The organism is Chryseobacterium oncorhynchi (assembly GCF_002899895.1).
In the GTDB taxonomy this organism is placed as follows: Bacteria; Bacteroidota; Bacteroidia; order Flavobacteriales; family Weeksellaceae; genus Chryseobacterium; species Chryseobacterium oncorhynchi.
Genome location: NZ_PPEI02000001.1, coordinates 470,520 through 485,168 on the forward strand (window position 1 = coordinate 470,520; position 14,649 = coordinate 485,168).

10 protein-coding genes are annotated in these 14,649 nt (G+C 34.7%); 3 read left to right on the top strand and 7 right to left on the bottom strand.

Translation table 11 applies throughout. The features are described 5' to 3' along the window. Nucleotides 1-429 precede the first annotated feature (429 nt). The 4 genes from C1638_RS02240 to C1638_RS02255 form a co-directional block, all read right to left on the bottom strand. Nucleotides 430-1,122 (bottom strand): M48 family metallopeptidase, encoded by a 693-nt coding sequence (locus C1638_RS02240; RefSeq protein WP_109617805.1) that lies wholly within the window; start codon nucleotides 1,120-1,122, stop codon nucleotides 430-432. Then, a complete protein-coding gene (locus tag C1638_RS02245) occupies nucleotides 1,115-4,291 on the bottom strand; it encodes a type I restriction endonuclease subunit R (protein ID WP_109617807.1) in 3,177 nt (1,058 codons plus the stop codon). The genes C1638_RS02240 and C1638_RS02245 overlap by 8 nt, the downstream gene beginning before the upstream one ends. Before the next feature lie 122 nt (nucleotides 4,292-4,413). Next, entirely contained in the window at nucleotides 4,414-5,712 is a 1,299-nt protein-coding gene (locus C1638_RS02250) for a restriction endonuclease subunit S (RefSeq protein WP_109617809.1), read from the bottom strand. After that, nucleotides 5,709-7,271, bottom strand: a complete 1,563-nt coding sequence (locus C1638_RS02255; protein ID WP_109617811.1) for a type I restriction-modification system subunit M — start codon at nucleotides 7,269-7,271, stop codon at nucleotides 5,709-5,711. The genes C1638_RS02250 and C1638_RS02255 overlap by 4 nt, the downstream gene beginning before the upstream one ends. Before the next feature lie 376 nt (nucleotides 7,272-7,647). Here C1638_RS02255 and C1638_RS02260 point away from each other — a divergent pair, with 376 nt between their 5' ends. The 3 genes from C1638_RS02260 to C1638_RS02270 all read left to right on the top strand — a co-directional run bounded on the left by C1638_RS02260 (nucleotide 7,648) and on the right by C1638_RS02270 (nucleotide 11,015). Beyond that, on the top strand, nucleotides 7,648-8,115 hold the full coding sequence (locus C1638_RS02260; protein WP_228427989.1) for an O-methyltransferase: 468 nt from the start codon (nucleotides 7,648-7,650) through the stop codon (nucleotides 8,113-8,115). Nucleotides 8,116-8,215: 100 nt separating this feature from the next. Then, a complete protein-coding gene (locus C1638_RS02265; protein ID WP_109617813.1) occupies nucleotides 8,216-10,339 on the top strand; it encodes a Tex family protein in 2,124 nt (707 codons plus the stop codon). A gap of 49 nt (nucleotides 10,340-10,388) precedes the next feature. Further along, on the top strand, nucleotides 10,389-11,015 hold the full coding sequence (locus C1638_RS02270) for an HAD family hydrolase (protein WP_109617815.1): 627 nt from the start codon (nucleotides 10,389-10,391) through the stop codon (nucleotides 11,013-11,015). Between the two features lie 85 nt (nucleotides 11,016-11,100). Here C1638_RS02270 and C1638_RS02275 read toward each other — a convergent pair whose 3' ends face one another. The 3 genes from C1638_RS02275 to C1638_RS02285 form a co-directional block, all read right to left on the bottom strand. Continuing rightward, entirely contained in the window at nucleotides 11,101-12,672 is a 1,572-nt protein-coding gene (locus C1638_RS02275) for a M20/M25/M40 family metallo-hydrolase (RefSeq protein ID WP_109619049.1), read from the bottom strand. Nucleotides 12,673-12,848: 176 nt separating this feature from the next. Further along, complete coding sequence (locus C1638_RS02280) at nucleotides 12,849-13,964, bottom strand: hypothetical protein (RefSeq protein ID WP_123838310.1); 1,116 nt, start codon at nucleotides 13,962-13,964, stop codon at nucleotides 12,849-12,851. Between the two features lie 265 nt (nucleotides 13,965-14,229). Next, nucleotides 14,230-14,406 (bottom strand): BF3379 family histone-like protein, encoded by a 177-nt coding sequence (locus C1638_RS02285; RefSeq protein WP_034684091.1) that lies wholly within the window; start codon nucleotides 14,404-14,406, stop codon nucleotides 14,230-14,232. Nucleotides 14,407-14,649 lie beyond the last annotated feature (243 nt).

A 14,649-nucleotide genomic window follows, 5' to 3' on the forward strand; every position in this document is an offset into this window, starting at 1 on the left:
TATCTTCGTGATTAGTCACAGTGAATTCCTTTCTTTTTTAGACTTCCCATATGTTGTGAAAACACTCAAGACGGGGCAACTCGCCTTTTTCATTTCCTGAAAATTGTGTATTTTAGAATTCCACAATCTACGGATTTTGTCTTTATATACATCTCACAGATTATTCTAAGATGGATAATGAAAATTCAAAAAATATGAATCAGCAATTATTTGAAAAAGTAGATCCGTACATCAGGAATTTTTCTTGAAGATGTTGAACCTGATCATATTGAAAACTATAATTTAAGAGATAAGTTTTTAGAGTTGAGAAAGAATATTAAATGATTGGATGATAAAGTTTCCAATATTAAATAGATAACAAATTCAAACGAAGATTATATGATCACATAAAATTGAAGTCTAATGGTCACTGCTTCTGAACTTTGCTCTTTACAACTTCATCTCATACATTTTAGCATCCAGCTCTTTCCAATTGAAAATATGTTTAGATAATTCAGCCCAAAATTCTTTTGAATGGCTTTTTACTTTGGTATGAACAAGCTCATGAACTACCAAATATTCTATTAGTGAAAATGGAAGTTTAATGGCATGAAAATTTATTATTATAGTATTCGATGGTGTACAGCTTCCCCATCGTTTTTCAAGCTTCATAAACTTGACATTGTCGTATTGTAACCCTATCGTTTTAGATTTCTTTCTTAAAATAGGTTCTATTTTTTCCTGTGCTTTTAATCTGTAGTAGTTTTCAACAGCTTTACGTAAATTTTCTTGAGTGTTCAAGTGATCCGGTAGTGTAATCTTGAATTTAGATTCTGTAAAATCAATTTCAATTTTATGACTGTGATTTTCAATAATGATCTCAACATAATACTTTCTTCCTAGATACTGAATTCTGGAACCAGTGACAATTTCACCATCATTCAAGGAACTTACCAACTCTAATTTATCTAAAATCCATTTGGCTTTTCTAAGTATCAATTTATTGGCTTGCTCAATTGAAATCGCTTTTCCTTTGAGAATAACACCAACGTCTTTTTCTACGCTAATATAATGTGATTTAAGACCGTCTTTTTCCATGATTGAATACTCAATGGTCTTGTTACCATATTGTACACTATACATCTTTATTCTTCTTTAAAACATCTACCATTTCTTTTGCTTTAGCCTTAGCTTCTGACCGTTCTAACTTAGTGCTCAAGAATCGTATTATCTTATTTTCAATGTCTTTTTGAACTTGGCCTTTACTCTCCCATGATACAATACTCAGCTCGCCTTTGATAAGATCAAACAATGTTTTGGTTGCATCGTCGGCAGTACCATCAAAAAGCGTTTTCATCGAGTTATAGACAGCTCGTTCTCGTTCTGTCACAAAGCCTTTTTGCTCACCTTCTTTTTGCTCATTGATAATTTCATCTTGAATTATAGTGTAAGCTAGAAGTAATTGAGCTTCATCCATTCGCTGTGCTTCTTTCTGCTTCAACAATTCATCTAGCCTTTGAGCCAATGGTTTGTAAAAATCAGGATTCTTATCTAATCCAACTTTAATGACGTGTTTCAAGTTATTTCGCATCTTTAGTTCTTTGGTTGCAGGTGATGCGTTCATGATTTCCTCTTTAAATTTATTTTTGTCAATAATAGAAATTGGTTCAGATAATAAACTATGAACTCCGTTTGATTTTAGATGTTCATCAATCATCATTTGAAGCATTTTACTTTCGTCCTTACTGATTTTCAATTCATCATCATCAGGAAATGCATTTTTAGCTCTTATTTTAATTTCATTAAATAACTTAAAGTCACTTTGATACTTCAAAGCCTTGGTATTTGGCAAGACGATATTGATTGATTTGTTAAAGTCTTTCAGTAGAGATTTGAAATCGTCTCGTATGTTGATAGGTTCAATATAACTTAGTGCTAAATCAATATAGTCTTCTCTTTTGTAGTTTCTATCAATTTTCAATGGTTTAAAGAAATCAATTAATTTGGTGTGATTCATTTCTAACTTTGGAAATTCTTCATTGATATTCTTCAAAATATCATCAGGTCTTATGTCACCAGAAAAGATTTCTAACGCTTGAATTAAATATGCTGTGATTCCGTTATAATCTACAATAAAACCTGCATTTTTTCCCTTTCTGGAACGGTTTACTCTGGCAATAGCTTGAAGAAGGTTGTGTTCCTTCAAAGGTTTATCCAAATACAAACAAGAGGCAATAGGAGCATCCCAACCTGTTAGCAACATATCTGAAACGATCATAATCGCTGTATTGTCAAATTTTTTCTTGCCTGATTTTTCGGTTTCTTCTTCGTTTCCAAAAGGCAGTTTAAAATCGTTCGTAGCATCTTTGATGTCTTCGGGCGGTACAACGTATATTGGTCTTTTATTAGCAGGGTTATTTCTGTTCCATTCTAAGGTTTCATAGTAATCTTTAGCAATGGCATCCGTTTTTGGTGAACTCATACTCACTACTACTTTGGACTCAAAACTATGATAGCCTTCTTCTTTGAGTCTGTGTAAGGTTTGCTGGTATTTAATAGCTGATTCTCTTCCGCTACATACTAACATGGCTTTGTGACCATCTGGAAAAATTTTATCCCTGAAATGGTCAATTAAATGTCTGGAAATATCATTAATCCGTTCTGCTGATAATTGGTATTTTTTAAGAGCCTCTCGTTTTAGTTTATCCTTTTTTTCTTCAGATGCATTGCCAAATTTCACCTCAAATTCTTCATCAATAGCTTCTTTTTTAACATCTAACTTGCAGATTCCTTCATCATACAATAGCTCAACAGTAGCTCCATCGGAAACAGATTCTATAATGGTATAAACATCAATATATTCTCCTCCATAGAATTCTCCTAAAGTCGATTTGTCTTCTTTAGATATTGGAGTTCCTGTAAAGGCTATAAACTTAGCGTTGGGTAAAACCGTTCTCATGAAAGAAGCTAGAAAACCATAATGACTTCGATGGGCTTCATCTACTAAAATATAAAGATTTTCTTTTCTGGAAAGCTCTTCTAATTCTATTTCAACACGATCAATTTCCACCCATTTCCCTTTTTGAAGTTCTTTGGTAATCTTGATAAGCGTTTTATCTTTTAGATGTTTTTCAATCATCAAATTACCTTTCTCTTCTAGTTCGGTCTGGTCAGTAGAGTCTGTTGCTTCTTTATCGGTTTCTTGAAATTTTTGTATCGTGGTTGTAATTATTCCTCCGTAATCATTTCGAAGTAATTTATCTAAATGCACTACCGAGGAAGCTTGGTTCACATTCTTGAATCCCACGTTTTGTAATGTCTTAGTGATTTGTAGATCCAAATCTTTTCTATCGGTCATTATCATCACCGTTGGATTATCAAAGCCATATTCTGGGGCCTGTAATTTACGGGCAACATAAGCCATCGTTAACGATTTACCAGAACCTTGCGTGTGCCAAACGACACCACCTTCTCCAGCTTGCAGGCGTTCTATTGTTTTATTGGTGGCTCTTATTTGTTGATATCGTGGCAGTTTTTTTATGGTAATCCCATTCTCCAATTCAAATAAAACAAAGTGACGGATGATATCCAACACTCGTTCTTTCTTGAAAAGGGCAATGAGTAATTTATCTTGTTCCGTTTTGGCAAGAGCTAAAATATCAGTATCCTCTTTATTGGTCTTAAAAACAGAATAAAATTGTTGTGGCGAATTTATCGCTCCATATTTTCCACCAACTTGCCAAATCCCAGCACATATCTGATTGAAATGAAACAGCTTCTCTGAGTTTTCCTGGTAGTACTTTAAATCTCCATAAGCAGAGTCCCAAGCTGTTGGAGCATTCGGAGATTTACATTCAATGATACCAATAGGTAAACCATTGATGTAAATAACCAAGTCAGGAATAGAGTGTCGAAACCTTCCGTGAAATTTCATTTGACTCACCACCAAAAAGTCATTGTTACCTATATTTTCATAATCGATGAAATGTACTGCATGAAATCCTTCTACGCCATCAATAATTTGTTTGACAGTATATGTTCCACCTCTCATCAGTTCCCATACCTTCTGGTTAATCTCCATTAATGAAGTTCCCGTAACCGTTGTAATGAGCGTATAAGCTTTATTAAGATTATTGTCGTTTATCCATGGATTGATGCGTTTAATAGCATCTAATAATCGCGTTTTAAGAATTACCTCGGTGATATCATTGCGTTCCTGATGTTGCTCCCCATTGAAATAATGGTAGCCCATTTCTTGCAACAACGCTATGGCTGGCAACTCGCTATAAATATACTCTGGTTTGTTATTCATGAATATTTTATTGTGTGTATTTCTTTACCTAAGGTCTGGAATCTAAAAAGGTCTTACGCTGAAACAAAAATAAGCGTTTTTTATACCTTTTTGTTTCCTCTCGCTTAGTAACTTTTTCTAGATTAAACTTTTACCCTAATTTTCCCTGTTAATAGCTGTTGCATTAAGCCTTGTTTGAGTTCTTGATAGTGGGTTTTCTTTTCTAATAATACTTCTAGTTTATCATCTATCGAATTGAGAATATTTGCTATTTTATTTTGTTCAGGCAATGGAGGATGTAAAATAATTAATGTAGCTATTTCTTTAGTATTTACAACTCCTTGTGTAGAACCAGCTGTCTTTTTTCTAACTTGTTCTTTGATTACGTTAGAATTAAACTGAAATTTTAAAAATTCAGGATTTAATGTGGTCTTTGGGCGAATAATGATAATATTTAAACAATTGGATTCTTCAAAATTTTTTGGAACCAAAACAGCTTGACCACTAGAACCGTGTCTAGCTATTAATAAATCCCCTTCAAATATTTTTGATTTAGTATTTTTATTATGAAATTCTTGAGTAACATATTTTAGATTGGAATATTTAATTTTTCCATCTGATAAATTCCCTGTACGTATCATCAGAACACCTTCGTTCTTTTCACAATAAAATTTTTCACATGTACCTACAAATCCAACATTTATTTTAATGCATTCTTCTTTTAAAATTTTTATATCCCAACTCTCAGGAATCATACCCAAACTAGACTCTTTAAACTCAGTATGACCAATACCTTTCGTTAACAACCGTTGTATTAAGCCTTTTTTGAGTTCTTGGGTTTCCGTAATTTGTTGGTCTACAACCTCGATTTTTTCATCTACAGTGCTTAATATTTCAGCTATTTTCTGTTGTTCTTGGACAGAATTTGGTACAGATAAACAGATTTGTTTTAATTCATTTAATCCAATTCTTGCTCTAGTTGTACCTGTGCTTTTAGACTCAGCTTCGTCTCTAAAATATTTTGAATTCAAGGCTTGAAAAACAAACTCATTGTCAAATCTATGAGTATCGACCGAAAGACGAATTCCATCAGAACACATCACATATCTTTCATCTGCCGAAGGAACTTTACAGCACCTAGCTACTGGTGCCATTTTAGCAAGAATTATTTCACCCGGATATATATTACATGAAATAAGCTCATTTGCTTTTTGTTCTGACGTGTAAACAATACCCTTATCAATAAATTTTCCTTCTCCAATATTTTGAAGTTGTAAAATTTTAACACCAGATTGTGTGTAGTGTTCTGATTTTAAATCAGACCCAAATGGACCTCCTGTAAATCCATATCGATCTTTTTTATTTCTTAATTCATATAAAGGAATTCTACTCCAAGTATCTGGAATATCATTTTGAAATGAAATTTTATTAAATTTAATCATACCCCCAATTCCTTTAAAAATCCAGCTATCTTCACATTAATTTCTATTTCACGTTTTTCTAAATCAGAAAGCTTTTGGTGTACCATTTTAATGTCCACTTCAACTTCTGCTTCTGAGGTATCAATAAAACGAGAAATATTGAGGTTGTAATCGTTTTCGGCCAACTCGGTTATAGGTACAATACGCATGTATTTTTCTACATCAGTTGCACCATCATATGCATTTACTATTTTAGTAATATGTTCTGGTAATAATTCGTTTTGGTTTTTTCCTTCTTTGTAATCACTACTGGCATCAATAATGGTTACTTTTCCTTTTTGTGCTTCGGTTTTATTTTTATTAATAATCCAAATTGAGGCAGGTATTCCTGTGTTGTAGAACAATGCACTTGGCAACCCTACAATTCCTTCTACCAAGTCAGCTTCAAGTAAAGCTTTACGAATCGTTCCTTCGGTTCCGCTTCTAAACAAAGTACCGTGTGGTAAGACAACACCCGCTTTTCCGTCTTGTTTTAAAACCGCCACCATGTGTTGTAAAAAAGCTAAATCCGCATACCCTCTCGGCGGTATTCCAAATTGGAAACGTCCATAAGGATCAGTTACTACTTTGGCATAATTTGGGGTTATTTTTTTCTCTTTACCATCCTTATCCAATTTTACCTCAATCGAGTTTTCAGCAGGTGTCCACCATCCATCCATCGAGAATGGAGGATTCGCAATCACACGGTCAAATAAATCCAACTCGTTATTTTCGTTTTTATGCTGTGGCGTGATTAATGTGTCTCCTTTTCGAATATCAGTATCCATAAAATTATGAAGCAACATATTCAATTTGCCAATAGCCCATGTACCCAAGTTTTTCTCTTGCCCAAACAACGATACATTGATATTGTTTTCTATTTTTCCGTTGGGTTGTTCGGCAATATAACGAGCCGATTCAATCAACATACCCCCTGATCCACAAGTGGGATCATAAATTTTTTGTTTGGGTTCTGGTTTTATCAGTTGTACAATCAATTGCACCACACCACGAGGTGTATAGAATTCCCCACCTTTTTTACCTGCATCATCGGCAAACATTTTAATCAAATACTCATAAGCATCACCTAATAAATCATTTGACTCCAGGTTAGAATTTCTTAATGAGTGTTGATTAAAGTGTCTTAAGAGACGTTGTAATAATTCATCAGATAACTTTTCTTTATCACCAAACTTGGTGGCAGTCATTACACCTTCTAAAGAAGTATTTTCACGTTCAATTCCTGCAAAAGCTTTATCTAAAGCAATACCAATATTCTCCGTTTCTTTTTTGATGGTTTCCCAACGAGACTCGATTGGCATTTGGAAATAAGTTCCATCTTCTGCTTCCTCACGAGAAACACCGTCACGAGTCATGATGTTTTCAACCTCTTCTTCAAATACATCGTTGGAACGTTTTAAGAATAATAACCCAAAAATGTAATTTTTAAAATCAGAAGAGTCAATGCTTCCTCTCAATATATTTGCGGAATCCCAAAGCCAGCTTTCTAAAGTGCTTAGAGATAATTTATTATCAGTCATTACGGTATTTATCCTTTTATTTGAAGCGTAAATATAGTACAAAACAGAGGATTTTGGATGGTTTTCTATAAATTCTCAAGCAAAAACAAATCCATTATAAAAAGTAATTTTAAAGAACCAAAGTCTTCAGAATTGACATCATAGGTCAAAAACAGCATTAACCAAATGACCCTAACAGTATAATTCAAAACCATTTAGCATTTCCACATTAATTTCGATTATTATCACTACAAAATTATCAAAACAACATTTATCAATTATACTTATAGATTAAGATTAAGATTAAGATTAAGATTAAAATTACATTTACTTTTGATTACAAACAACTTCTCTGATAATCTGTATTATCAAAAGTTTGTGATAATAACAGGGAACTTTGGGTGCCTACAGTACCATTTGGATGGCCAGAGCAATTCCTGTTGACAGCAAAGTAATCACAATAGAATTTGCCCACCATCATGCTGATATTGCCAGCCAGAACATTGCAAAAGCCGGACTTTCTGATCAAATTGATCTAAGGGTTGGGAAAGCAATAGATATAGTAAAGGAATTCATTACAAAAGGAGAAGAACCTTTCGATTTTATATTTATTGATCCCGACAAACCTCCTTATACTGAATATTTTGAATTGGCATTACAGCTTTCACACCCCGGAACACTTATTATTTGTGATAATGTAATTCGAGAGGGTAAAGTTTTAGACATCAATACTAGTGATAAAAAAGTAAAAGGTGTGCAACACTTTAATCAGATGTTGGCCAATAATCCAAAAGTTACCGCTACTATTATGCAAACAATAGGAACAAAAGAATATGATGGCATTGCAATAGCAGTTGTAAATTAAGTTTCCACTACAATTTCCCTAATTAAACAGAACATTAAAAGAGTAACAACTTTCATTTTCTCATTTCAAAACCCTATTTTAGCTATCCGAAAACAGAACAATGAAGACCGTAGAATTCATACAGAAACAGCTCAATATTTCAGAAAAGAGCATTAACAATACCTTACAATTACTAGCAGAAGACTGTACCATTCCTTTTATTTCCCGTTACCGAAAAGATAAGACAGGAAATCTGGATGAAATACAGATCGAACAGATTTCAAAGATCAGTAAGCAGTTTGAAGAGATTGTTAAAAGAAAAGAATCTATTTTAAAATCTATAGAGGAACAGGATGCTTTAACCCCTGAACTCAGACAGAGAATTGAAGAGAGTTTTGATATACAGGAATTGGAAGACTTATATCTTCCTTTTAAAAAACGCAGAAAAACCAAAGCTGATACTGCCAAAGAAAAAGGATTGGAACCTTTAGCGAAGATCATCATGAGCCAAAAGCATAATGATGTTCAGTCTTTGGCTTCAAAATATTTAAATAATGATGTTCCATCTGAAGAAGAAGCTCTTCAGGGTGCCAGAGATATCATGGCAGAATGGATCAACGAGAATATGTATGTTCGTAAGAATCTCCGTAGATTATATCAACGTAAGGCGATCATCACTTCCAAGGTGGTAAAGGCTAAAAAAGAGGAAGAAGACGCCCAGAAGTTCTCCCAATATTTTGAATGGGAGGAAAGCCTTTCCAGAACTCCATCCCATAGACTTTTAGCTATGCTAAGAGCAGAAACGGAAGGTTTTGTAAAAGTGAATATTGGTATTGACAAGGAAGAAGCCATTGACTTTATCGAAAACGCGATTATCAAATCTAACAATGAGAGCTCTGAACACATTGCTCTGGCCATAAAAGACAGCTACAAAAGACTTCTGGAACCTGCTATTTCTAATGAAACACTACAGGAAGCCAAGGAAAAAGCTGATAAAAAAGCCATTGAAATTTTTTCTGAAAACCTAGGCCAGTTACTTCTAGCTCCACCATTGGGAGAAAAAAAGATTTTGGCGATAGATCCAGGTTATAGAAGTGGCTGCAAAGTAGTCTGTCTTGATGAAAAGGGGGATCTTCTTCATAATGAAACCCTCTACCCTCACGCTCCACAGAATGAAACAGGAATGGCTATGAAAAAAATCCGTTCTATGGTGAATGCTTATAATATTGAAGCGATCTCTATTGGAAACGGCACTGCAAGTCGAGAAACAGAATTTTTCATAAAGAAAATTGCTTTCGATAAGCCATTACAGGTTTTTGTGGTTTCTGAAGCGGGTGCATCCGTTTATTCGGCAAGTAAAATTGCCAGAGATGAGTTCCCTACTTATGATGTGACTGTGCGAGGTGCGGTGTCTATCGGAAGAAGACTTTCTGATCCTTTAGCCGAACTTGTAAAAATTGATCCAAAATCCATTGGTGTTGGACAGTATCAGCACGATGTGGATCAAACCCAACTAAAGAATGAATTGGATTCTACTGTAATGAGATGTGTAAACTCTGTGGGAATCAACATCAATACGGCTAGTAAGTCCTTATTGAGCTATGTTTCAGGGATCGGAGAAAAAATGGCTGAAAACATTGTTAATTACAGAGCTGAAAACGGAGCTTTTGAAGACAGAAAACAGCTTAAAAAAGTTCCGAGACTTGGAGAAAAAGCATTCCAGCAGGCAGCAGCTTTTGTAAGAATCTCTAATTCTAAAAATCCATTGGATAATTCCGCAGTACATCCTGAAGCCTACGGAATCGTTGAGAAAATAGCAAAAGATCTGGGAATAAAAACTCATGAACTCATCGCCAATAAGGAGAAAATAGCCTTGGTAAAGCCTGAAAGCTATATTACAGAAGAAATTGGAATTCTGGGGATCAAGGATATTCTAAAAGAGCTGGAAAAACCGGGATTAGATCCAAGGAAAGCAGCCAAAGTATTTGAATTTGATCCTCATGTAAAAAGCATTAAAGATTTAAAAGCAGGCATGATTCTGCCGGGAATTGTTAACAATATCACTGCTTTTGGATGCTTTGTGGATCTTGGAATTAAGGAAAGCGGACTCGTTCACATTTCACAGTTGAAAGAAGGCTTTGTATCTGATGTTAACGAAGTAGTAAAGCTTCATCAACATGTCAGAGTAAAAGTAACGGAAGTGGACGAAGCAAGAAAAAGAGTTCAGCTGAGTATGATTTTGTAACTTCTTAACTTGAAAATTAACTGCAGTAAAAATAAAATAATAGCATACTTTGAATAAAAAAAATTTAATCTTCGATCTGGATGGTACATTGTGGGACCCAAGAGCTACTATCATTGGGATATGGAATGAGGTCTTGGGTAAGCATCAGTTGATAAAACAAGAATTGAAACCTGAAGATATGGATCAATACATGGGTTTATTGGCTCATGATATTGTCAAGGATATTGTTCCCGGAATTTCAGATGCAAGAGCTAAAGAAGTTCTTTCTGAGATTGTAGCTCAGGAAAATAAGGTACTTCGGGTGCAGGGTGGAATCCTTTATAATGATGTGGAAGCAACTTTAAAAGGCCTAGCACACAATCTATTTATCGTCAGCAACTGTCAGGATGGTTATATTGAATCTTTTTTAGAATATTATCAATTCAATGATCTCTTTGTAGATTTTGAATCTCACGGACGAACCAAAAAACCAAAATCCGAAAATATTAAGCTCGTTATGGAGCGAAATCATTTATCCATCGAAGAGTCTGTATACATTGGTGATACACAGACAGATTACGATTCCGCAAAATCCAATGGATTGCCTTTTATCTTCTGTGAATATGGATTTGGTAAGCTGGCTACACCACACTCTCCCTCAATTTCAAAATTCTCAGACTTGGAACTTTATGTTTAATTAAAGTCGAAAAGAGTTCTCGAATAAAAAAACAAGGCTGCCTCCATAGAGACAGCCTTTATATTTGTAAGTATTTTTACCGTTCTTATTTATAATCCTTAGAACTTCTTCTTGGTTCTCTTACTTCCGGCCATTGTACCGTACCACCTTTTTCGTCCTTAGGCATTACTCTTTTTTCTCTGTTGGTGAATTCCGGATCTTCAGAAGCCATATATGCTAATGCAGCCGTTAAGATCACATTGTTTTTCACCTCATCGAATACAATTTTGTCATAAGTATCCTTTGTTGTATGCCAGGTATATCCAAAATACCCCCAATTCAAAGAACTTAAAGAAAAACCTGGTACACCCGCTGCTACAAATGAAGCATGGTCTGAACCTCCGCCACCAGGCATTCCCGGGAAATCAGTTTTTATATGACTTCTCACTGCCTTTGGAACGCCGTCAAGCCATTTTCCGATATAATCATAAGCCTTTACAAATCCCTGACCACTGATATTGATCACACGTCCAGTTCCATTATCCTGATTGAAAGCTGCCTGCACACCTTTTATAATCTGTGGATTGTCTGCTACAAAACCTCTGGATCCGTTTAATCCCTGTTCTTCACTTCCCCAAAGCCCTAAAACAATTGTTCTTTTATTATTTGGATAATATTTTTTCAGAATTCTCATGGTTTCAAGCATGGTAAGCGTTCCTGTTCCGTTGTCAGTCGCTCCCTGAGCACCATCCCAAGAATCAAGGTGAGCAGAAAGGATTACATATTCTTCAGGTTTTTCCTTACCCTTGATCATTCCAATGGTATTGAAGTTTTTTGCATCAGGAAGCACTTTGGATTGTGCATCAATCTTAATTTTAGGTTGAGCTCCTTTTTCCGCCATTCTATAAAGCATTCCATAATCTTCCACGTCAATATCAACCATTGGAATTTTAGAAGTCTTTGCTCCAAAGATTCTGTTAGCACCCATAATTCCTGTCCAGTTTGAAATAGCAATTCCTGCTGCTCCTGCCTTTTCCAAAGCTTCCGGAAGAGTATTATTATCATAGCCGATATTTTTCACATACGCTGTAAAATCCTTGGTAGCCTGATCTTTTTCTGCTTTAAGTTTTTCATAAAGCTCCGGGGTTGCAAATTCCTTGATCTGTTCATCAGAACGTCCTATTTTCTGATACTGAGCCATCAGTACTATTTTTCCCTTTACAGACGGAAGCCATTTATCAAATTCAGCCTTGGAAGAAACCTTTGGCAGAACAACTACCTCCGCCTCTACAGCTTTTTTAGTTGCAGGGCTCCACGCCAATTGCGTTGCTGACAATGACTTTACACGTGGAGATATCATATCAACATGCGTAGTTCCTCTTTGCCACCCTTTCCATGTTCCAAACTGCTGAAGATTCGCTTCAATTCCCCATGAACGAAGCTTTTCTGCACTCCATTCGTTAGCTGCAAGCATTTCCGGAGTTCCTACAAGACGTGGTCCTATACCATCCAGAAGCTCATAAGCCATACCCTCAAGCTGAGAATTATTATTTACTTCATCTACAAAACTTTTTACGATAGGATTAAGGTTTTCTTTTGGATCTACCTTTACCTGAGCCCATGAAAATTGGGCAGCCAACACTACAGCTGGTACTGCAAAAAATCTATTTATCCTCATAATATTTATTGATTGGTTTAAAGATAACAGAAATTGCGGAGATGGTAAAGGAATAGGGCTAAAATTTGCTTTATCTGCAAGAGATTTCGCCTTTAGCATGAACGCGCAAGAACATAAATACAAATATCTCTTTAAAATTTACAGATGAGAAGATACCCTTTATTTTAAAAGAAAATTTAAGGATATATCATTTTATCTGAGGTAGTTCCATACTGCTCATTCACAAATGCTTGCTCCTGCTCTGAAAGCAAAATGGTATTGTTTTTATTTTGTTTTACCTGAACATTATCCCAGATATTTTTACTGAAATCTACTTTTGGATTAAGCCCCTCTGCATCAGATTTTTTAAAGGTATTATAAATGAGTTCTCTACTGATCCTCTTCTCATGCTTTACACCTCTGTAGTAAGCGATATACTTATTTCCCTCAAGACGGGTTAGCGCAGGAACATACACCCCATCTTTCTTATAAAAATCAAAAACAAGCACTGCATTTCCTAACTGATAATCATATTCTTCACCGGTTGCAGTTTTTCTCTTAACCATCGGGAAATTGTCCTGTAAATAATGTATTTCAAAATAGGTAATTACCTTATCCGCTTTATTAAACTTAAATTCCCCTTTCACATCAATCCCCTCCAATGATTTAATTTTAAAAGTAATTAATTGCTCATCTCCTTCTTCAAAAATCATCCATCCTGAATATTTAGTTTTTTTATTTTTTAAATGAAACAATACACGATTCAATTCAAAGTTGAAAAAATAATTCCCCATATATTCGTGAGAAAATTCATTGGTAGCAGGAGTGAAAATTTTATCTGATTTTATATTTTTCAAGTATTTCACATCGTTCAGCTGCATTTGCAGAATTCTGTCGTAATCTTTTTGAAATCCATCCTTATAATCATAGTAATTCCTTTTACTCCATAACTTAGCTTCTGCAATGGTCAGAAAATACAGTTGATTATTGTCGCTTTTTTTCTCTTTGTATACCACATCATAAACGGATGGCTCTTTATAATATCTTTTCTTGTAGTTTTTATTGACATCTTCAAAGATTTCCCTGATATCTACACTTGCCATTTTTACTTCATCAATATTTTTATAAGCCCTTTTCAGCTTTACTGAGGAATTAAATTGAGGAAATGTTGCATTTTGGAAGCCTGAGGCTGAAATTTCAAAATTGACAGCACTTTGTTCTACGGGAGCATAGCCATCTTCGTTAGTATAAACAATTTGATCTTGTGAAATAATTCTTGCATTTGGAACCGGAATTCCTGTTTCCGAATCCACTACCCTAATTTTTTGAGCAGAAAAAAGTCCAGAAAACAGGACTAAAAAGAAATAATAATGTTTCATAATAACCTATACCATTGATGTTCCTAAAATACAAATTATCTACATCGTTTTTACTGTACGATGTAAAAATTAATATACAACACATTGAAAGATGAATAATGAAAGCTAAAATATGCCAACTGAAGGACACAAAGATGCAAAGAAAGGGATTCTTTACAGAGCATAAAAAAACCGGCTACAAAAGCCGGCTAAAGGAGAATTACTTCTTAGATTCTTCTACAGAAACTTTTCTGAAATCCTTGAACAATTTGCTTAGTTCTAAAGCTGATTTACGAGCTCTTGTTCCAGCAGCTTTGTTTCCTTTTTCCGCTTGTTGGTTTGCCTCAGTTGTGAACGCTTCAAATTCCGCGTTGATTTTTTCAATTAGTTCTTTCATTTATTTAAAAATTTAGGCTGCAAATATAGGTTTTATGGTGATTCGAGCCTAGCTACAGTGAAAAAAATTTGAGGTAAAAAGCTATTTTTTCAACATATTTCTATGTGAGAGTAGATTTTTCTCTAGTTAACACCCTCAAAATCTTTAAAAAAGCACGTTTTATCACCTGAGAGCAGGTTCTCAAGAGATTTGGAATGTTTCAAAAAGCACTCCTTTTTCCATATCAAAACAGCATAGAAAGCA